This window comes from Streptomyces sp. NPDC043427 (assembly GCF_056436655.1).
In genome coordinates this window covers 26,984-47,751 of record NZ_JBWKCC010000051.1, presented here as the reverse complement: position 1 = coordinate 47,751, position 20,768 = coordinate 26,984, and the positions used below count along the sequence as shown (strand labels likewise).

General features: G+C 68.7%; 15 protein-coding genes. 14 read left to right on the top strand and 1 reads right to left on the bottom strand.

The genetic code is table 11. The features are described from left to right. Positions 1–237: 237 nt before the first annotated feature. The 13 genes from folC to AC067M_RS44415 all read left to right on the top strand — a co-directional run bounded on the left by folC (position 238) and on the right by AC067M_RS44415 (position 17,963). Positions 238–1,761, top strand: a complete 1,524-nt coding sequence (folC, locus tag AC067M_RS44475; protein ID WP_478702707.1) for a bifunctional tetrahydrofolate synthase/dihydrofolate synthase — start codon at positions 238–240, stop codon at positions 1,759–1,761. A gap of 9 nt (positions 1,762–1,770) precedes the next feature. Continuing rightward, positions 1,771–2,127: a DUF4233 domain-containing protein gene (locus AC067M_RS44470; RefSeq protein ID WP_478702706.1), complete on the top strand. Its 357-nt coding sequence runs from the start codon at positions 1,771–1,773 to the stop codon at positions 2,125–2,127. A 51-nt stretch (positions 2,128–2,178) separates the two neighbouring features. After that, complete coding sequence (gene ndk / locus AC067M_RS44465; protein ID WP_133926279.1) at positions 2,179–2,592, top strand: nucleoside-diphosphate kinase; 414 nt, start codon at positions 2,179–2,181, stop codon at positions 2,590–2,592. 600 nt (positions 2,593–3,192) lie between these two features. Then, positions 3,193–4,212, top strand: coding sequence for a rod shape-determining protein (locus AC067M_RS44460; RefSeq protein WP_478702705.1), 1,020 nt, complete (start codon positions 3,193–3,195; stop codon positions 4,210–4,212). Between the two features lie 142 nt (positions 4,213–4,354). After that, positions 4,355–5,302 (top strand): rod shape-determining protein MreC, encoded by a 948-nt coding sequence (mreC, locus tag AC067M_RS44455; protein WP_478702704.1) that lies wholly within the window; start codon positions 4,355–4,357, stop codon positions 5,300–5,302. Between the two features lie 13 nt (positions 5,303–5,315). Then, positions 5,316–5,987: a rod shape-determining protein MreD gene (gene mreD / locus AC067M_RS44450; protein WP_478702703.1), complete on the top strand. Its 672-nt coding sequence runs from the start codon at positions 5,316–5,318 to the stop codon at positions 5,985–5,987. A gap of 149 nt (positions 5,988–6,136) precedes the next feature. Continuing rightward, positions 6,137–8,392: a penicillin-binding protein 2 gene (gene mrdA / locus AC067M_RS44445; protein ID WP_478702702.1), complete on the top strand. Its 2,256-nt coding sequence runs from the start codon at positions 6,137–6,139 to the stop codon at positions 8,390–8,392. Next, entirely contained in the window at positions 8,389–9,588 is a 1,200-nt protein-coding gene (rodA, locus tag AC067M_RS44440; protein ID WP_478702701.1) for a rod shape-determining protein RodA, read from the top strand. Before mrdA ends, rodA begins: the two co-directional genes overlap by 4 nt. 32 nt (positions 9,589–9,620) lie before the next feature. Further along, positions 9,621–10,229 (top strand): hypothetical protein, encoded by a 609-nt coding sequence (locus AC067M_RS44435; protein ID WP_478702700.1) that lies wholly within the window; start codon positions 9,621–9,623, stop codon positions 10,227–10,229. Between the two features lie 45 nt (positions 10,230–10,274). Next, entirely contained in the window at positions 10,275–11,783 is a 1,509-nt protein-coding gene (locus AC067M_RS44430; protein ID WP_478702699.1) for a CYTH and CHAD domain-containing protein, read from the top strand. Between the two features lie 104 nt (positions 11,784–11,887). Continuing rightward, positions 11,888–13,867, top strand: coding sequence for a TIGR03960 family B12-binding radical SAM protein (locus tag AC067M_RS44425; protein ID WP_478702698.1), 1,980 nt, complete (start codon positions 11,888–11,890; stop codon positions 13,865–13,867). A 214-nt stretch (positions 13,868–14,081) separates the two neighbouring features. After that, positions 14,082–16,436 (top strand): ATP-binding cassette domain-containing protein, encoded by a 2,355-nt coding sequence (locus AC067M_RS44420; protein ID WP_478702697.1) that lies wholly within the window; start codon positions 14,082–14,084, stop codon positions 16,434–16,436. A gap of 72 nt (positions 16,437–16,508) precedes the next feature. Beyond that, positions 16,509–17,963, top strand: a complete 1,455-nt coding sequence (locus AC067M_RS44415; RefSeq protein WP_478702696.1) for a COX15/CtaA family protein — start codon at positions 16,509–16,511, stop codon at positions 17,961–17,963. Positions 17,964–17,975: 12 nt separating this feature from the next. On the opposite strand, the gene AC067M_RS44410 is transcribed toward AC067M_RS44415, so the two are convergent. Beyond that, positions 17,976–18,992, bottom strand: coding sequence for a hypothetical protein (locus AC067M_RS44410; protein WP_478702695.1), 1,017 nt, complete (start codon positions 18,990–18,992; stop codon positions 17,976–17,978). 679 nt (positions 18,993–19,671) lie between these two features. On the opposite strand from AC067M_RS44410, the gene AC067M_RS44405 reads away from it, so the two are divergent. Beyond that, complete coding sequence (locus AC067M_RS44405; protein WP_478702694.1) at positions 19,672–20,742, top strand: hypothetical protein; 1,071 nt, start codon at positions 19,672–19,674, stop codon at positions 20,740–20,742. Positions 20,743–20,768 lie beyond the last annotated feature (26 nt).

Sequence of the window (20,768 nt, the reverse complement as noted above, 5' to 3'; positions counted from 1 at the left end):
TCGGCCGGGGTGGAAGATGGCTTCCCCGGGAGTTTGACGGGAGGGGGAGCGGCGCCGGGGGGGGGGGCCCCCACCCCCCCCCCCCCCCCGGGGGGGGGGGGGGGGGGGGGGGGGCGCGGGCGGCACCCCGTAAGCGCGGGTGAGCGAAACCCGCGACGGTAACCGAAGGCCCCCGGAACGTACAGTTCGGGGGGCCTTCGCCCACCTCTGTCACTGCCCCTCCGTAGACTGGGCCCCGTGAGCGAGCTCCCCCCGAACGGCAACCACGACGACCAGCCCGACCCCCTCGACTCCTTCGAGGAGATCATCGCGGCCGAGACCGACCGCGACCCCGATCTCGCGGTGATCGAGGCCGGCAGCCGCACCCTGCGCACTCAGGGCGGCCCGCCGCAGTCCGACGTGCCCGCGCGTCCCGCCGACCCCGAGGTCGACAAGGCCCTGCGCGAGGTCGAGGCGGACCTGGCCACGCGGTGGGGCGAGACCAAGCTGGAGCCGTCCGTCAGCAGGATCGCCGCGCTGATGGACATGCTGGGGGAGCCGCAGCGGTCGTACCCCTCGATCCACATCACGGGGACGAACGGCAAGACCTCCACCGCCCGCATGATCGAGGCCCTGCTCGGCGCCTTCGAGCTGCGCACCGGGCGGTACACCTCCCCGCACGTCCAGTCGATCACCGAACGGATCAGCCTCGACGGGGCGCCGATCTCCGCCGAGCGCTTCGTCGAGACGTACGAGGACATCAAGCCGTACGTGGAGATGGTCGACGGCCAGCAGGAGTTCCGGCTGTCCTTCTTCGAGGTACTGACCGGAATGGCGTACGCCGCCTTCGCCGACGCGCCGGTCGACGTGGCCGTCGTCGAGGTGGGCATGGGAGGCAGCTGGGACGCCACGAACGTGATCGACGGGGACGTCGCCGTGGTGACGCCCATCGACCTCGACCACACGGACCGGCTCGGTGAGACGCACGCCGAGATCGCCACGGAGAAGGCCGGCATCCTCAAGCAGGACGCGACCGTGATCCTGGCCCAGCAGCCGGTGGACGCGGCGCAGGTGATGCTGAAGAAGGCCGTGGAGGTCGACGCGACCGTGGCCCGTGAGGGCCTGGAGTTCGGGGTGGTGGCGCGGCAGGTCGCCGTGGGCGGACAGCTGCTGACCCTGCGCGGCCTGGGCGGTGAGTACACCGAGGTGTACCTGCCGCTGCACGGCGCGTACCAGGCGCACAACGCCGCCGTGGCGCTCGCCGCGGTGGAGGCGTTCTTCGGCGTCGGCTCCCAGCGGCCCGAACCGCTCGACATCGACACGGTCCGCAAGGCCTTCGCGGCGGTGTCCTCGCCGGGGCGGATGGAAGTCGTACGGCGGTCCCCGACCGTGGTCCTGGACGCGGCCCACAACCCGGCGGGCGCGGCCGCGACAACGGAGGCGGTCGGCGAGGCGTTCGACTTCAGCCGGCTGATCGGGGTCGTGGGCGCGAGCGGCGACAAGAACGTGCGGGGGCTGCTGGAGGCCTTCGAGCCGATCTTCGCGGAGGTCGTCGTCACGCAGAACTCCAGTCACCGCGCGATGGACGCGGACGAGCTGGCCGCGATCGCCGTCGAGGTGTTCGGCGAGGAGCGGGTGCAGGTGGAGCCGCGACTGCCGGACGCGCTGGAGGCGGCGATCACGCTGGCCGAGGAGGAGGGCGAGTTCTCCGGCGGTGGCGTCCTGGTCACCGGATCCGTCATCACCGTCGGCGAGGCCCGACTGCTGCTCGGGAAGGGCTGAGTCCTCACCATGCGTACGCTCTGTTCCTCGACCCTCATCGGCGAGTTCTTCGTCATCGGCTTCGCAGGACTGGTCGCGATGAAGGATGAAGACCTGTCCACGTCCACGGTGTGGACGGTGTGCGGGGTCGCGATGTTCCTGAGCCTGGTGCTGTGCGGTCTGGTGACCCGACCGGGCGGTGTCGTCCTCGGCTGGGCCCTGCAGATCGCGCTGATCGCGTCCGGGTTCGTCGTGCCGGCGATGTTCTTCCTCGGGGTGGTGTTCGCGGCGCTGTGGTGGGCGTCGGTGCACTTCGGGCGGAAGGTCGACGAGGCGAAGGCGAGATTCGCGGCCCAGGCGGGATCCTCCGGGGCTGACGCTGCGTAACAACCGGGTAATCTCATCACCCGCACAAGCTTTGACTCCGAAGGAGCCCTCGTGACCCAGCGCACCCTCGTCCTGCTCAAGCCCGACGCCGTCCGTCGCGGCCTGACCGGCGAGATCATCAGCCGTATCGAGCGCAAGGCCGGCTGGCAGATCACCGCGCTGGAGCTGCGCACCCTGGACCAGGAGACCCTGGAGCAGCACTACGGCGAGCACAAGGGCAAGCCCTTCTACGAGCCGCTGGTCGACTTCATGTCCTCCGGCCCGGTCGTCGCCCTGATCGTCGAGGGCGAGCGGGTCATCGAGGGCGTCCGTGCCCTGGCCGGCCCCACCGACCCGATCGCCGCCGCGCCCGGCTCCATCCGTGGCGACTTCGGCGTCATCGTCCGCGAGAACCTGATCCACGCCTCCGACTCCGAGGAGTCCGCCGAGCGCGAGGTCAAGATCTTCTTCCCCGGCCGCGCTTAGGGCCTGTCCGGCGGATCATGCCGGAGAAACGGGGCTTGGCACGCCCATCTGCGGCCTTGTCGTCGGTTGCCGACTCCCCCACGCTCGGCTGCGCTCGCGCGGGGGGACCCCCCATCGCGTCGACGCCCCCCTCCGCCTTGCAGCTGCACGCACCAAGCCCCGCTCACCTGCGCCGACTCGGCGCCGTGGCCACCCTCCGACCTGATCCGCCGGACAGGCCTTAGCCCCTCCGGGGGTTCGCCGGAACCGGGGGCCTCGCGGCTGTTCGGCCCAGCGGCCCCACGCCCGAGTGGGTGGCGGAGTTTTCGAGGATTTTTCTGAGGAGTCGTCAGTTCGAGGTGACGCCTGACCAGGGACGGCCGTGCGTTTTCGGCCGTCCCTCGGCATATGCCGTGGCGATCGGGGGAACGTGTGCCCCCTATGGACCGTCTCCACAAGCGAGGCGGCTCCGCATCTGCTGACAATGGCGAAGACCCTCGCGCAGTGTTCGTGCAGGCGCGTTTACGATGGAAGCCTTCACGTCACAGCACCCACCTTCGCCGACCTGAAAAGCCCTCAAAAGCTCGTGGGAAGGCCAGACGAATCCTGATGGGGAACTCAATGTCGTTCATCGGCCGTGACATGGCTGTCGACCTCGGGACCGCCAACACGCTGGTGTACGTCAGGGGTCGCGGGATCGTACTCAACGAGCCGTCCGTCGTCGCGATCAACACCAACACCGGTGGCATCCTCGCGGTCGGCGCCGAAGCCAAGAAGATGATCGGACGGACCCCTGGCAACATCGTCGCCGTGCGTCCGTTGAAGGACGGTGTCATCGCCGACTTCGAGATCACCGAGCGGATGCTCCGCTACTTCATTCTGAAGATCCACAAGCGGCGGTATCTCGCCCGGCCCCGGGTCGTCGTCTGTGTGCCGTCCGGCATCACCGGTGTCGAGCGCCGTGCCGTCATCGAGGCGTCGACCCAGGCCGGCGCTCGCCAGGTGCACATCATCGAGGAGCCCATGGCCGCGGCCATCGGCTCCGGCCTGCCGGTCCACGAGGCCACGGGCAACATGGTGGTGGACATCGGCGGCGGCACCACGGAGGTCGCGGTCATCTCCCTCGGCGGCATCGTCACCGCCCAGTCCATCCGCGTCGCCGGCGACGAACTGGACAGCTCGATCATCCAGCACATCAAGAAGGAGTACAGCCTTCTTCTTGGTGAGCGGACGGCCGAGCAGATCAAGATCACCATCGGCTCGGCGTACGACCTCGACACCGACGAGCACACCGAAATCCGCGGCCGGGACCTCGTATCCGGGCTGCCCAAGACCGTGGTCATCTCGGCCGCCGAAGTGCGCAAGGCGATCGAGGAACCCGTCAACGCCATCGTGGACGCGGTCAAGACGACCCTCGACAAGTGTCCGCCGGAGCTGTCCGGCGACATCATGGACCGCGGAATCGTTCTGACCGGTGGTGGAGCGCTGCTGCGCGGGCTCGACGAGCGGCTGCGCCGCGAGACCGGCATGCCCATCCACATCGCCGAGGACCCGCTGGACAGCGTGGCGCTCGGCTCGGGCAAGTGCGTCGAGGAGTTCGAGGCGCTCCAGCAAGTCCTGGACGCCGCGCCGCGCAGATGACGTAACTCTTCGATTCCGCCGTACGAGACGATCTCCTCTCGTGCGGCGGATCGTTGATATCGAGGCATAAGCTCACCCATAAACAACCTGTACGTTCCAAACACCCCGCACATTCCTAGAGGGAAGGGCACGGCCGCCGCACGTGAGGGACACACGAGAGAGCCGGCTGCTCCTGGTGCTGCTGATCGCCATCGCGTTCGCACTGATCACGGTGGACATCCGCGGCGGGGAGGACTCCCCGGTCGACGGTGCCCGGCAGGCCGCGGCCGCGGTCTTCGGACCGATCGAGGACGGGGTGTCGTCGGCGGTCGATCCCGTCGGCAACGCCGTCTCCGCCGTACGCGACTCCGGTGAGCGCCATGACCGGCTCGCCGCCCTGGAGAAGGAGAACGCGGCCCTCAAGGCGAAGCTCGGCAGCGACGACCGCAACCGCAGCCGCCTCAAGCAGCTCGACAAGATGCTGAGGACCGCCGGCGCCGGCCAGTACGGCATCAAGGGCGCCGAGGTCATCGCGATCGGAGCGGCCCAGGGTTTCTCCTGGACCATCACCATCGACGTCGGCGCGGGCGACGGCATCAAGCGCGACATGACCGTCCTCAACGGGGACGGACTGGTGGGCCGCGTGACCACCGTGGGCCCCCACACCGCCACCGTCCTGCTCGCCAGCGACCCCGACTTCACCGTCGGCACCCGCATGGAGTCCACCGACGAGCTCGGCTTCGCCTCCGGGCAGGGCGACCAGCCACTGCGCGTCGAACTGCTCAACGGCAAGGCGGAGGTGAAGAAGGGCGACCGGCTCGTCACCTTCGGCTCCCAGGCCGACAAGCCGTTCGTGCCCGGCGTCCCCGTCGGTGTCGTCTCCCGCGTCGACCCCTCCGGCGGCGGTCTGACCCGCACGCTCTCTGTCACGCCGTACGTCGGCTTCACGAAACTCGACATCGTCGGGGTCGTCGTCGAGGCCCCGAAGAAGGATCCACGCGACACCGTGCTCCCGGCCAAGCCCAAACCGACCCCCACGCCGACGGTCACTGTCACGGTCACCCCGTCCGCGAGCGCGCCCGTCGACGGCCAGTCCGAGCAAGAGCAGTAGGAGCTGATTTCCCGTGCGCGTCAACCGGATCCTGCTGTCCACCTCGCTCGTCGTCGTGGCCCTGGTGCTCCAGGTGAGCGTTCTCGCCCGCCTCCATCTGCCCGGCGCCGTCCCCGACATACTGCTGCTCACCGTCCTGGGCCTGGCCCTGGTCTACGGCCATGTCGGCGGCGCCCTCATCGGCTTCGGCGCGGGCCTCCTCGCCGACCTCGCGCCGCCCGCCGACCACGCCGCCGGCCGCTACGCCCTGGTGCTGTGTGTCATCGGCTACCTTGCCGGGCTCATCAAACCGGAGACCGGCCAGATCAAGTCGGCCACCGGCCCGATGGTCGTGGTGGTCGGCGCCTCCATCGGCTCCACCCTGCTCTACGCGAGCGTCGGCGCCCTCGTCGGTGACACTGCCGCCCGCCATGTGGGCCTCGGCAGCCTGCTGTTCACGGCCGCTCTCTACGACCTGCTGCTCGCGCCGTTCGTCGTCCCCGGCATCATGGCGCTGGCCAGACGCGCCGAGAACGACCCGCTCGCCGAGACCAACTCCGCCGCCAAGGCCACCGACATCTCCTCCGGCTGGCTCTCCGGCGGCACCGGCCTGAAGATCGGCGGACAACGCACCGGGCTGCGCGTGAAGGCCGCCCGGTCGCGGGTCGCCCGCGCGGGCCGCATCAAGGGAGTCAAGCGGCTGTGAGGGCAGAGGAGTTCACCCGAACGGGGAGGTTCCGGCGGAACGGGGCCTCACAGGTCGGTCGTTCATCATGCGTACGGGCACACAGATCTGCCGTTGGTACACACGTTCGTGCACACGCGTCCGCGCACTGAGAGGGGGAGGCAGCCGCAGTGACCAACATTCCCGAGACCGGGCGGACCCCACGCGTCCAGATCCGGCTCGTCGTGATCCAGATCCTCGTCCTCTCCCTCCTCGGCACCCTCGGCGGGCGCCTGTGGTACCTCCAGATCCGCGAGGGCGCGGCGTACGCCAAGGAGGCCTCCGGCAACCACGTCCAGCAGGTCGTCGAACCCGCCGTGCGCGGCTCGATCCTGGACGCGCGCGGAGTGCCCCTCGCCGACAACGAGACCCGGCTGGTCGTCTCCGCCTCCCGCACCGAACTGCTGAAGATGAAGGACGACGGCAAGGCCGTCCTCACCAAGCTCGCGGGCGTCCTCGGGATGACTCCCGAAGACGTCATGATGAAGGTCCGGCTGTGCGACGCGAAGACGCCACAGCCCTGCTGGAACGGCTCGCCCTATCAGCCGATCCCCATCACCGACGAGGCCACGGCCAAGCAGGCCCTGCAGATCCGCGAGCGCGCCGAGGACTTCCCCGGTATCACCGCCGAGCCCGAGGCCGTCCGGCGCTACGCCGCGCCCGCCAAGGCCAACACCGCCCAGGTCCTCGGCTACCTCTCGCCGGTCACCGACGAGGAGATCACCAAGGCCCAGGACACCGACTCGCCCTACCTGCGCTCCGACCAGGTCGGCCGGTCGGGCCTTGAACGGCAGTACGACAAGCAGCTGCGCGGCAAGGCCGGCGTCACGCGTTACGAGGTCGACAACCTCGGCCGCGTCATCGGCCAGGCCGAGGCCACCCCTGCCGAGTCCGGCTCCAGCCTCGTCACCAGCATCGACGCCCGGGTCCAGCGGGTCGCGGAGTACGAGCTGAACAACGCGATGAAGATCGCCCGGACCCAGTTCGACAAGATCACCGGTGAGAACTACAAGGCCGACTCGGGCGCCGTCGTCGTGATGGAGGCCAAGACCGGCCGGATCGTCGCCATGTCGTCCGCCCCGACCTACGACCCGAACGTCTGGGTCGGCGGCATCTCCGCCAAGGACTACAAGCGGCTCACCGGCAAGAACTCCGACTACCCGCTGCTCAACCGGGCCATCCAGGGGCAGTCCGCGCCCGGTTCGACGTTCAAGGTGGTCTCCACGGCCGCCGCGGTCGAGGCCGGCTACGAGTGGGACGGCGGCTACCCCTGCACCAGCTCCTACTCGGTCGGCGGCCAGGTCTTCAAAAACTTCGAGGGCGAGAACTTCGGCCCCATCTCCCTCGGCCGGGCCCTCGAGGTCTCCTGCGACACCGTCTTCTACGGCCTCGCCGACCGGGAGTGGAAGAGGGACGGCGGGATCAACCCCAAGAAGGGCGAACCCAAGGACTACTTCTACAAGGCCGCCCACCAGTTCGGCCTCGGCAAGGAGACCGGCATCGACCTGCCCAACGAGGTCACCGGCCGCGTCCCCGACCGGGCGTGGAAGGAGGCGTACTGGAAGGCCAACAAGGACGCCTGGTGCAAGACCGGTAAGAAGAACGGCAGTTACGTCGAGAAGATCGCCTACGAGAACTGCCTCGAAGGCAACAAGATGCGCGAGGGCGACTCGATCAACTACTCCATCGGCCAGGGCGACACCCTCGTCACGCCGATCCAGGAGGCCGCGATCTACGGAGCCCTCGCCAACGGCGGCACCATGTACCAGCCGACCATCGGCAAGGCGATCGTCAGCCCCGACGGCAAGACCGTCCACGAGATCAAGCCCAAGGCAAAGGGCAGGCTGCCAATAAATCAGGCGACCCTCAAGGGCATGAACGCGGCCCTCGAGGGCGTGGTCACCCGCGGTACCGCCGCGTGGAAGTTCGGCGGCTGGCCGCAGGACAAGATCCCGCTGCACGCCAAGACCGGTACCGCCGAGGTCTACGGCAAGCAGACGACGTCCTGGCTCGCCACCTACAGCAAGGACTACACGGTCGTCATGACGATCGCCCAGGCCGGTACGGGTTCGGGTGCCTCCGGTGAGGCGGTGCGCCACATCTACAACGCGCTGTACGGCGTCTCCGACGACGGCAAGATCGACAAGAAGAACGCCCTGCTGCCCACTCCGCAGAAGAGCCTGCCGAAGATCAGGACGGACGGTTCGATCACCGCCCCGAAGGTCGCCAAGGACCCGGCCAAGGACCAGCGGGCCAGCCAGGAGGGCGAGAAGGCCCCGGACGAGGGCCAGCCGGCGGGCACCGTCGCCTCACCGACGGCCACCAACCGGGACACTCGCAGACGAGGCCGTGGCCGTAAGAGGGGAACCCGGAGGATGCTCACATGACCGGGGCCAACAGCTTCCAGGTCTCCGGTTACGGGCCCGAACGGGCCGGCTGGACGCGGATCTTCGCCCGCGACTCGCTGGCCCGCCGACTCGACTGGCCGATACTGCTGTCGGGCCTCGCCCTGTCGCTGATCGGCTCGATCCTGGTCTACTCGGCGACCCGCAACCGCACCGAGATCAACCAGGGCGACCCGTACTACTTCCTGGTCCGGCACCTCATGAACACCGGCATCGGGTTCGCCCTGATGATCGGCACGGTCTGGCTCGGCCACCGCGCCCTGCGCAACGTCGTGCCGATCCTCTACGGTCTCTCGGTCTTCCTGATCCTGCTGGTGCTCACCCCGCTCGGCTCCACCGTCAACGGCGCGCACTCGTGGATCGTGCTCGGCGGCGGCTTCTCCCTCCAGCCCTCGGAGTTCGTGAAGATCACGATCATCCTGGGCATGGCGATGCTGCTGGCCGCCCGGGTCGACGCGGGGGACCGGCAGCACCCCGACCAGCGGACCGTCCTGCAGGCCCTGGGCCTGGCCGCCGTGCCGATGCTGATCGTGATGCTGATGCCCGACCTCGGCTCGGTCATGGTCATGGTGATCATCGTGCTGGGTGTGCTGCTCGCCTCCGGCGCCTCCAACCGCTGGGTCTTCGGCCTGATCGGCGCGGGCGCGGCCGGCGCCGTCGCCGTCTGGCAGCTGCACATCCTGGACGAGTACCAGATCGCTCGCTTCGCCGCCTTCGCCAACCCCGAGCTCGACCCGGCGGGCGTCGGCTACAACACCAACCAGGCGCGGATCGCGATCGGTTCGGGCGGGCTGACCGGTGCGGGGCTCTTCCACGGCTCCCAGACCACCGGACAGTTCGTGCCCGAGCAGCAGACCGACTTCGTCTTCACCGTCGCGGGGGAGGAGCTGGGCTTCGTCGGAGCGGGGCTCATCATCGTCCTGCTCGGCATCGTCCTGTGGCGCGCCTGCCGTATCGCCCGTGAGACGACCGAGTTGTACGGCACGATCGTCGCCGCCGGGATCGTCGCCTGGTTCGCCTTCCAGGCCTTCGAGAACATCGGCATGACCCTCGGCATCATGCCCGTCACCGGCCTGCCCCTGCCGTTCGTGTCGTACGGCGGATCGTCGATGTTCGCGGTGTGGTTGGCGATAGGGCTGTTGCAGTCGATCCGGGTGCAGCGGCCCATGTCGGCGTAGCGGTGGGGTCAGTGACCTCAGGGGGGAGCGGGATGTCCGAGGAGTATGTGGCCCTGTGCCCGGTGACCGAGGAGCTGGTCGGCCATCTCCTCGGCCTGGCGGCGCTGGACCTGACCGATGACGACGTCGTCGAGGCGCGGATGCGCGAGGTCGGCTGGCCCGACTGGTCGGAGGCGGTGCGGGGACGGGCGTACGAGGACACTCCCGACGTCCCCGAAGCCACCCACGTCACACCGCTGGGCCACTTCGTCACCTGCGACGGCGACGGCTCGCTGTACCTGCCCTTCGCCTACCTCTACTCGGTCGACGGCGGCCTGCTCGACGAGGACTGCTGGGGCACGTTGCCCGGCTGGACCAGCGAGGAGGGCGCCTGGCGTGCGGAGTTCGACGCCCACTTCGGTGCTGTCGTGCAGCGTTTCACCGACCGGCTCGGTCTGCCGAACCACGACATCCGACAGCCCCGGTACGACACCCGGTATGTCAGCTGGCGCCTGGAGCACAACGTGCTGATCGTGGGACAGGGACCGGAGCCCCTGTCGTACCACCAGTTCGAGGACGCGCACGTCTACCTGGTCTCCCGGACGGCGAAGGACGCGCCGTTCCCGGACGGGGAGGCGATGCGCGCCCTGCTGACGACCTGAGGTGCCCCTCTGCCCCGTGCGCTCGTCTGCGACTAGATTCGTTCCATGGCGGAGACGAAACGCGAGATCGAGCGCAAGTACGAATCCGACGACAGCGGGCTGCCGGACCTGACCGGTGTCGCCGGGGTCGCGGCCGTCCTCGACAAGGGTGTCGCGGAGTTGGACGCCACCTATTACGACACGTCGGACCTGCGTCTGGCCGCGGCTTCGATCACCCTGCGCCGCCGCACCGGCGGCTCCGACGCCGGCTGGCACCTGAAGCTCCCGGTGGGTCCCGGTGTCCGGGACGAGGTCCAGGCGCCCCTCTCCGACACCGTCCCGGACGAGATCGCGGGGCTGGTCCGCTCACGCGTCCGCGAGGGTCAGCTGGTGGCCGTGATCCGGCTGCGCTCCGACCGGGACGTGCGCGACCTCGTCGACCACGCCGGGCGGCTGCTCGCCGAGGTCAGCGTGGACGCCGTACGGGCGGAGCGGCTCTTCGGCGGCGAGGGCACCGCCCAGTGGAGCGAGCTCGAGGTGGAGCTCGCCGACGGTGGTGACCCGGTCTTCCTGGACAAGGTGGAGAAGCGGTTGCGCAAGGCGGGCGTACGGCCGTCGAAGTCCGCGTCGAAGCTGGCACGGGCGCTCGCCGAGACGGCTCCCCGGCGTAAACGGCCGAAGGCGGCGACGGGACCGGGCGAGCCCGTCACCGCCGGCGACCACGTCATGGCGTACGTCCGGGCCCAGCGGGACGCCATCGTCGAGCTCGACCCGGCCGTGCGCAGGGACGCCGAGGACTCCGTGCACGACATGCGGGTCGCCACCCGTCGGCTGCGCAGCACCCTCCGCTCTTTCGGCAAGGTCCTCGACCGGACCGTCACCGACGAGGTCGGCGCGGAGCTGAAGTGGCTGGCGGGCGAGCTGGGCGTGGGCCGCGACCAGGAGGTGCTCGTCGAGCGCCTCACCGTGTCCCTCGACGAGCTGTCCCCCCGCCTGGTCTCCGGCCCGGTGCGGGAGCGGCTGAACCACTGGGCCGGCACCGGGCTCGGCGGTTCGCGCCGCCGGGTGCTGGGCGTGCTGGACTCCAAGCGCTATCTGACCCTGCTCGACACTTTGGACGCCCTGGTCACCGACCCGCCCGTGCGCAAGGCGGCCGGCCGTAAACCGTCCAAGGTGCTCGCCAAGGCCGTACGCAAGGACTTCGACAAGGTCTCCGCGCTGGTCGAGGAGGCCATGGAGCAGCCGCCCGGTCACGACCGGGATCTCGGGCTGCACGAGGCCCGCAAGAAGACCAAGCGGACCCGCTACGCGGCGGAGGCGGCCCTCCCGGCGCTCGGCAGCCCGGCCAAGGACCTGGTCAAGTCCATGAAGTCGCTGCAGACCCTGCTCGGCGAGCACCAGGACAGTGTCATGGCCCGCACGACGCTGCGGGAGCTGTCCGCCGTGGCGCACGCGGCGGGCGAGAGCGCGTTCACGTACGGGGTGCTGTACGGCCGTGAGGAGCACCGCGCGGCGACGGTGGAGGCGGAGCTGCCGGGGAGGTGGGCGTCGGTGCGGAGCGCCATGGACGTCTGAGCGTGGTGGGGGAACCGGCTGTTCGGCCGTCCGAGCGTACGGGGGAGGGCCGTGGCCGCGTTACGCTAGGTGGTCACCCCTGTCAGCTCACGAAGGTTCGCGAGATGCCTGCCGAATCCGCGGAGGCCGCTGAGTCTGTGTTTCCGCAGCTCGAAGCTCTGCTCCCGCATGTGCAGAAGCCGATTCAGTACGTCGGCGGAGAGCTCAACTCCACGGTCAAGCCGTGGGAGTCCTGTGACGTCCGCTGGGCGCTCATGTACCCGGACGCCTACGAGGTCGGCCTGCCCAACCAGGGCGTCATGATCCTCTACGAGGTTCTGAACGAGCAGGAGGGCGTCCTCGCCGAGCGCACGTACAGCGTGTGGCCGGACCTCGAGGCGCTGATGCGGGAGCACCGCGTCCCGCAGTTCACGGTGGACAGTCACCGTCCGGTCAAGGCCTTCGACGTGTTCGGCCTGTCCTTCTCCACGGAGCTGGGCTACACGAACATGCTGACGGCGCTCGACCTGGCGGGCATCCCGCTGGAGTCCCGCGAGCGGACGGTCGACGACCCGATCGTGCTGGCCGGCGGCCACGCCGCCTTCAACCCGGAGCCGATCGCCGACTTCATCGACGCGGCGGTCATCGGCGACGGCGAGCAGGCCGTGCTCGACATGACGCGGATCATCCGTGCGTGGAAGGCGGAGGGCCGGCCGGGTGGCCGCGAGGAGGTCCTCCTCCGCCTGGCGAAGACGGGCGGGGTGTACATCCCGGCGTTCTACGACGTGGAGTACCTGCCGGACGGCCGTATCGCCCGTGTCGTCCCCAACCGGTCGGGTGTCCCGTGGCGTGTGTCCAAGCACACGGTCATGGACCTGGACGAGTGGCCGTACCCGAAGCAGCCGCTCGTCCCGCTCGCCGAGACGGTCCACGAGCGCATGTCGGTGGAGATCTTCCGCGGCTGCACGCGCGGCTGCCGCTTCTGCCAGGCCGGCATGATCACGCGCCCGGTGCGCGAGCGCTCGATCACGGGCATCGGCGACATGGTCGACAAGGGCCTGAAGGCGACGGGCTTCGAGGAGGTGGGCCTGCTCTCCCTGTCCTCCGCGGACCACTCGGAGATCGGCGACATCGCCAAGGGCCTGGCCGACCGCTACGAGGAAGACAAGATCGGCCTCTCCCTCCCCTCCACCCGAGTCGACGCCTTCAACATCGACCTGGCGAACGAGCTGACGAGGAACGGCCGCCGCTCGGGCCTGACCTTCGCCCCCGAGGGCGGCTCGGAACGCATCCGCAAGGTCATCAACAAGATGGTCTCGGAAGACGACCTGATCAGGACCGTCTCCACGGCCTACGGCAACGGCTGGCGGCAGGTGAAGCTGTACTTCATGTGCGGTCTGCCGACGGAGACCGACGACGACGTCCTCCAGATCGCCGACATGGCCACCCGCGTCATCCAGAAGGGCCGCGAGGTCTCCGGCTCCAACGACATCCGCTGCACGGTGTCGATCGGCGGCTTCGTCCCCAAGCCCCACACCCCCTTCCAGTGGGCGCCGCAACTGTCGGCCGAGGAGACGGACGCGCGCCTGACGAAGCTCCGCGACAAGATCCGCGGCGACAAGAAGTACGGCCGCTCCATCGGCTTCCGCTACCACGACGGCAAGCCCGGCATCGTGGAAGGCCTGCTCTCCAGGGGCGACCGCCGCATCGGCGCCGTCATCCGCGCGGTCTACGACGACGGCGGCCGCTTCGACGGCTGGCGCGAGCACTTCTCCTACGACCGCTGGATGCAGTGCGCCGACAAGGCCCTGGCCCCCTTCGGCGTCGACGTCGACTGGTACACCACCCGCGAGCGCTCCTACGAGGAGGTCCTCCCCTGGGACCACCTCGACTCCGGCCTCGACAAGGACTGGCTCTGGGAGGACTGGCAGGACGCCCTCGACGAGACAGAGGTCGAGGACTGCCGCTGGACACCCTGCTTCGACTGTGGCGTGTGCCCGCAGATGGACACGTCCATCCAGATCGGCCCGACGGGCAAGAAGCTGCTGCCGCTGACGGTCAAGAACGCGGCGCCGACGCCCGCTTCGAGTGGTCACTCGCACTGAGGCGGGCAAGGCCCGGTTGTAGCTCTGGGCCTGGGTCGGTTCGTATGCGCTGATGAGGGGAGCCCCCTCCGTAGCGGACGCTGTTGGTAACCAACAGCGTCCGTATCGGAGGGGGCTCATATGTTGTGTGATGGTCAGTATTTGAGAAGCGCTGGGGGCCTTGTCGCGTCTACCTTGAGGGCGGGAACGGGTGAGCGAGGGAGAGATCGTGGGCATGGTGCATGATGCGGATCGGCATGATGTGATTCGCGTGCATGGGGCGCGGGTGAACAATCTCAAGGACGTCAGTGTCGAGATTCCGAAGCGTCGGCTGACGGTGTTCACCGGTGTGTCCGGGTCGGGCAAGAGCTCGCTGGTCTTCGACACGGTCGCCGCGGAGTCGCAGCGGCTGATCAACGAGACGTACAGCGCGTTCGTGCAAGGGTTCATGCCGACGTTGGCGCGGCCCGAGGTCGATGTGCTGGACGGGCTGACGACCGCGATCATCGTGGACCAGGAGCGGATGGGGGCCAACGCCCGCTCGACCGTCGGGACCGTGACGGACGCCAACGCGATGCTGCGCATCCTGTTCAGTCGGATGGGGAAGCCGCACGTCGGCCCGCCCAACGCGTACTCGTTCAACGTCCCGTCGGTGAAGGCCAGCGGGGCGATCACTGTCGAGCGCGGTGGCAGGACGAAGGCCGAGAAGGCCACGTTCAACCGGCTGGGCGGCATGTGTCCGCGCTGTGAGGGCATGGGCGCGGTCACCGACTTCGACCTGTCGGCGCTGTACGACGACAGCCTGTCGCTCAACGAGGGCGCGCTCACGATCCCCGGCTACAGCATGGAGGGCTGGTACGGGCGTATCTACCGCGGCTGCGGCTTCTTCGACCCGGACAAGCCGATCCGCAGGTTCACCAAGAAGGAGCTGCACGACCTGCTCCACAAGGAACCGACCAAGATCAAGGTCGACGGGATCAACCTGACGTACGAAGGGCTGATCCCGAAGGTCCAGAAGTCGTTCCTGTCCAAGGACGTCGACGCGCTGCAGCCGCACATCCGCGCCTTCGTGGAGCGGGCGGTGACGTTCTCGACCTGTCCCGAGTGCGACGGCACCCGACTCAGCGCCGAGGCCCGGGCGTCGAAGATCGACGGGAAGAACATCGCCGACGTCTGCTCGATGCAGATCAGTGATGTGGCCGACTGGGTCCGCGGGCTCGACGAGCCGTCGGTGGCGCCCCTGCTGACCGCGCTGGGGCACACGCTCGAGTCGTTCGTCGAGATCGGCCTCGGCTACCTCAGCCTCGACCGCCCCTCGGGCACCCTCTCGGGCGGTGAGGCGCAGCGCACCAAGATGATCCGCCACCTCGGCTCCTCCCTCACCGACGTCACCTACGTCTTCGACGAGCCGACGATCGGGCTGCACCCCCATGACATCCAGCGGATGAACGGCCTGCTGCTGCAGTTGCGCGACAAGGGCAACACCGTGCTGGTCGTGGAGCACAAGCCGGAGGCGATCACGATCGCCGACCATGTCGTCGACCTCGGTCCGCGCGCCGGCGCGGAGGGCGGCGAGGTGGTGTTCGAGGGCACCGTCGAGGGGCTGCGGGGCAGTGGCACGCTCACCGGGCGGCATCTCGACGACCGGGCCGTGCTGAAGCCCTCGGTGCGGACGGCGTCGGGCGTGCTCGAGGTGCGCGGCGCCGACACGAACAACCTGCGGGACGTCGCCGTGGACATCCCGCTCGGCACGCTGGTCGTGGTCACCGGGGTGGCGGGCTCGGGCAAGAGCTCGCTGATCCACGGCTCGGTGTCAGGGCGGGACGGAGTGGTCTCGGTCGACCAGACCGCGATTCGCGGCTCCAGACGGAGCAACCCGGCGACGTACACCGGACTGCTCGACCCGATCCGCAAGGCGTTCGCCAAGGCCAACGGCGTCAAGCCGGCGCTGTTCAGCGCCAACTCCGAGGGCGCCTGCCCGGCCTGCAACGGCGCCGGTGTCGTCTACACCGACCTGGCGATGATGGCCGGCGTCGCCACCACCTGCGAGGCCTGCGAGGGGAAGCGGTTCCAGGCGTCGGTCCTCGACCACCACCTCGGCGGCCGCGACATCAGCGAGGTGCTCGCCATGTCGGTGACCGAGGCCGAGGAGTTCTTCGGCGCGGGCGAGGCGCGTACGCCGGCCGCGCACAAGATCCTCGACCGGCTCGCCGACGTCGGGCTCGGCTACCTCACCCTCGGCCAGCCGCTCACCACGCTGTCCGGCGGCGAGCGGCAGCGGCTGAAGCTGGCCACGCACATGGGCGAGAAGGGCGGCGTGTACGTCCTCGACGAGCCGACCACCGGCCTTCACCTCGCCGACGTCGAGCAGCTGCTCGGCCTGCTCGACCGGCTCGTCGACTCCGGCAAGTCGGTCATCGTCATCGAGCACCACCAGGCGGTCATGGCGCACGCCGACTGGATCATCGACCTCGGCCCCGGCGCCGGCCACGACGGCGGCCGCATCGTCTTCGAGGGCACCCCGGCCGACCTGGTCGCCGCGCGCTCCACTCTCACGGGGGAGCACCTCGCGGCGTACGTCGGTGCCTGATCGGGGTCGTCGCGGGGGCCGAACGGGGTAGCTCCGCGTGCACAGGGCTGTTCGGGGTTCGAGCCTGGGGGCATGAGGAGCATCCACCCGTGGGTCGTTGTCGAGCCACCGGACAGCCGTGGGCTGCGTCGGGTCGTCGTGGGCGGCGAGACGGTGGGCCGTGCCTGGTCGCTGGACGAACTGCGGAAGATGCTCGGACGCCTCGGCTATCCGGAGGCCATGGATCTGGAGGATCCGGTGTCCGTCTGCTGGCGCGGCGGTGGCAGCGGGGCATGGCCCGACCGGGCCTGGCGGAGGCGTGCGGTTACTGCCCTGATGGTGGCCGGACTGCTCGCGTCCATGGCCCTCAACGCGGTCATCGGGTGGCCGGACGCCTCCGGGGCGCTGACCTTCGCGCAACGGCTCACCGGGGTGCTGTTCGTCCTGTCGGGGGCGGTGCAGGCCGCGGCGGCCGTCGCGGCCCTGGACTACGGGGGGAAACGGCAGTTCAAGGCCGCCGGGGCGATCGTCCTGCTGGGCGTGCTCATCGCGCTGGCCACGGACAGTCTGCTGCTGTTCATGTGGTTCGAGGAGATGGAGTTCACGCCCTACGTGCTGGTTTTCATGCCCCTGTGGTGCTGGTCCCTCTGGGCGCTGTTCGTACTGGTCCGCGACAAATCGTGGAAGGGAATCCCGCAGCCCAAGAGATTCGCGGCCGGGGTGGTCGCCACCGCGCTTCTGACGGGCATCAGCCTGGCGTATTCCACCATGTACCAACCCGCGGCGGCCCCGATGCATTTCTCTCTGAGGGCGGATTTCGGGAATTCGCGGCTGGACCGCACGGTCCCGTTCGTTCAGGTTCCGTTGACGCTTTACATGAAGAACACCGGAGGGATTCCGGTGTACATCATCAATGACATCTACACGGTCCGCGCCCGAGGCGCCAATTACGACAAGTATCCCGGAAAGAGGAACCTGGAGTTGGAGTGGCAGGAGAGCGCGGGGAAGCGGGGTGAGGAAGCGGAACAGTATGTCCGGAAAATCAAGTACACCAGGATAAGCAGCGGACATTTCTACGGACCGGGCAGCCGGATCGAAGCCGGCCAGGAATACACGTTCAGGCACGTGTTCCAGCTGCCCAAGGATGCCAGCTACGACACGGTGAGCGTCGACCTCAGGATTTCATACATGAGGAAGGACCGAGGAAAGCTCGATGTGGAGGAGTTCGAAACTCCTCATTATTCCTGGAAGGAGGGGGAAGGGCGATACTACTGCCCCTTGGAGAAGGGGTGCAGTCGGACGGTCATTTACCACGCGAGGGTGCGGCACAACAACAACCTCGTCAATCTGACCCGCAGGCCGCGTTATGTGACTGCGATCTGGTCTCCGGTGCGCGATCCCACGTCTTCCATTTCGTCGTTCGACTTCAGGGGGGAGTCGGGCTTCGCACCGGAAGAAAAGAGGGAGATGGACAGATACGGGGCTGCGGACGTGTCCCTCAGATCAGAGGTGTCCCTCGCGGAACTACTGAGGTCTTCGGGCGTCTGACAACGGGCCGGGCTACTCATCGCCAGCCTCCGCGAGCCAGTTTCCCACTTCGACGCCGAAGTCCTGGTCGAGGTCGGAAGCCGTCTGCTCGCACTGGGAGGCCGGTGTGCCGAGAGTGGGGAACAGTCTGTCCTTCGGCAAGAGTTCGGCTAGCTCGGTGATGAGCGGCGCGATTTCGACCGGGGTTTGGACGTGCTCGTCGTTCCGCAACTGTGCGAGGACGTCGAGAAACTCGTCCTCCTCCTCGGCCTCCTCGGCCTTCCAGAAGTCCTTGACTCCTTCGGTGTCCCAACTGTCGGGAACCAGGCTCTTGAGTCCCTTGGTGAGCCTGTGCTCCGCCACCGACTCGAAGATGGCGGTGGTGCACACGGTGGCCTCTTCGGCGAGGGATGCGTCCTGCTCCTCCTGAGCCGCCGCGGCGTCCTTCTGCTCCTGGCTCATGCGAGCGCCCTGATCCTTCCACTCCTTCTCGGCCTGGGCCTTGTCCTCCGGTGCCGTCTTGGGGTCGCTGAACTTCCTGAGTGACTGACTCTGCTGGTGCGCGGTCTCAATGAGCTCTTCACTCTGCTCCTGGGACGTCTCCGGGGCGGAGGCCGTGGCCAACCCGGTGTTCAGGGCGGCGGCCGTGGCCAACCCGGTGCTCAGATCCCTGGCTTTCTCACCGACCTGCGGCTCACCCTGGCCTTCCCTCAGCGAGTAGTGCAGATTTCCCAGAGTCGCGATGAGGTGTTCCTGCTGCTCCGGCGGTGTCTCGGGGTCGCAGATCATCTCCAGCACGGACGTCGCCCGCTTCTCCACCAGGATGACCAAGGACCGCTCCTCGGGCGGCACCTGCGGGTCGTGGCCCATCTGCAGGGCGGAGGACGTCTGCTGCACGAGCGTGATCAGCTGTTCTCGCAGTTCGTCGGAGGTGCTGTCGTCAGCGATGGTGGTCAGCGCGGTGGTCATCTGCCGCGCGCTATCGATGACTCCCTGCCGGTCCTGCGGCGATGTCTCCGGGGCTTCGGCTGCTTCGAGGGTGGTCGTCAATTGGTCAACTGTCGACGCGAGTTCCTCGGGGACGTCAGCCTTCGTCTCGTTCAGACTCGTCGTTACGTCTTGAATCTGTTCCGTCTGTTCCGCCGGGGGATCGGACCCCTCTTGCTCTGTGTCGCCAGTGTCTGACGAGTTATCAGGGCTGTCAGGACTGTCAGGGCTGTCGGGGCTGTCAGGGCTGTCGGGGCTGTCGGGGCTGTCGGGGCTGTCGGGGGGCGGTGTGCCACCCGAACTCGGCGTGCCGGTCGGTTCGGAGGCGGTGGGCGGAGGTGGCGCCGTATCACCCGGTGTCGACGGGGGAGGCTCGGGGGCCGTGGGTTCAGGAGGTGGTGTCGTCTGCGCGGGTACGTCCGTCCTGCTCGCGATCGGGGCCTGAAGCGCTGTCACCGCACCTGTCAGACCTGCTGGAAAGGCAAGCGCCGCAGCCAAGAGGGACGCGTTGGCCCTGTGGAAGGCGTATCGCCGGGGGGTTCTGGCCATAGTGGTTCCAGATGCGCTTGGCGTGTGCTGCTTCGTCCGTCGCGTTCATCCGTCGCGGACCCGGGCCTATGAATCCACTGTTCACCCGGTCGGCGCATCCCGCAACGCGGTCGGTGTGTGGGGAGTTCGAGGACGAGTGGAGCAGATGGCGCGGTACGGGATCCGGACACGGGCCTGAAGCGTCTACGCCGTCATGGACCTCGAGAAGTCACCAGCTCAGCCCCAGCAACAACAGGCCCCGCCCGAAGGGTGTCTCGCCGTCGCGATCCGGATTCCCGTGCGGATCGTGGTGCTCGTGCTGGTCGTGCCGGTGCGGATGGTGTGGGACGCGCTCGTCGTGGTCGGGCGCGTTCTGAGGGACACCGTGCTCAGGCCACTGGGCAGGGCGCTGCTGTGGCTCGGCAAAGCCCTGTTCGTCTGGCCGTTGGTCGCCCTCTGGCGCTACCTCCTCGTCCCCGTCGGCAAGGCGCTGGCCTGGCTCGGGAATGTGCTCGTCGTCGTGCCGCTCGTGTGGTTGTACCGGTACGTGCTCACACCGGTCGGGCATGCCCTCGCGTGGCTGTACGCGCACGGGCTGACGCCGATCGGGCACGCCATCATGTGGCTGCTCAAGGGCATCGGGGTAGGGTTCGCCGCCCTCGGCCTCGGCGTGTACACCGCTGTGGCCTGGCTCGCCCGGTACCTGGTCGTCGTACCCGCCGTCTGGCTGTACGAGTGGATCCTCGCGCCCGTCGGCCGGGCCGTTGCCTGGTGCGTGACCGGGCTCGTGCGGCTGGTCGGCATGGTCCTCTACTGGACCACCCGCATCCTCGTCGTGCTGCCCGCGCTCGCCGTGTGGCGCTGGATCCTCGCACCCGTCGGACGCGTCCTCGCCGTCATCGGGCGCGAGGTGTGGGACGCGCTCGGGCACGCCTGGCGGATCGCCGGGCACATCTCGCTCGCCGTCGGACGGTTCCTGGGGGCCCTCTTCCGGTGGATCTTCGTGGAACCGGTGCGATGGGTGTACCGCACGGTGCTGACCCCGGTCGGACACGTCGTACGGGACCTGGTGCTGCGGCCCGCCGCCGACGCCGCCCGCGCCGTGGGACGGACCACCCGACAGGCCCTCGCCGCCGCCCGTGACTCCGTACGGCAGGCGCGCGCCGACTTCCGCCGCATGCTCTTCGGTGAGCCGCGGGAGCGGGAGGCGGTGGCCCGGCGGGAACCTCAGGGCCGTGAGACACGTACTCTTGGTAGTAGTACGACCGCTCTCACGAAGGACTAGGACACTGGGCAAGCGACAGCCCGAAG

What these genes read in the sequence shown, in the direction of transcription:
- AC067M_RS44460 (WP_478702705.1), top strand. Translation starts at nt 3,193, where the DNA reads ATGTCGTTCATCGGCCGTGACATGGCTGTCGACCTCGGGACCGCCAAC.
- AC067M_RS44420 (WP_478702697.1), top strand. Translation starts at nt 14,082, where the DNA reads ATGGTGCATGATGCGGATCGGCATGATGTGATTCGCGTGCATGGGGCG.
- AC067M_RS44425 (WP_478702698.1), top strand. Translation starts at nt 11,888, where the DNA reads ATGCCTGCCGAATCCGCGGAGGCCGCTGAGTCTGTGTTTCCGCAGCTC.
- AC067M_RS44470 (WP_478702706.1), top strand. Translation starts at nt 1,771, where the DNA reads ATGCGTACGCTCTGTTCCTCGACCCTCATCGGCGAGTTCTTCGTCATC.
- AC067M_RS44405 (WP_478702694.1), top strand. Translation starts at nt 19,672, where the DNA reads ATGGACCTCGAGAAGTCACCAGCTCAGCCCCAGCAACAACAGGCCCCG.
- rodA (WP_478702701.1), top strand. Translation starts at nt 8,389, where the DNA reads ATGACCGGGGCCAACAGCTTCCAGGTCTCCGGTTACGGGCCCGAACGG.
- AC067M_RS44415 (WP_478702696.1), top strand. Translation starts at nt 16,509, where the DNA reads ATGAGGAGCATCCACCCGTGGGTCGTTGTCGAGCCACCGGACAGCCGT.
- AC067M_RS44435 (WP_478702700.1), top strand. Translation starts at nt 9,621, where the DNA reads ATGTCCGAGGAGTATGTGGCCCTGTGCCCGGTGACCGAGGAGCTGGTC.
- AC067M_RS44430 (WP_478702699.1), top strand. Translation starts at nt 10,275, where the DNA reads ATGGCGGAGACGAAACGCGAGATCGAGCGCAAGTACGAATCCGACGAC.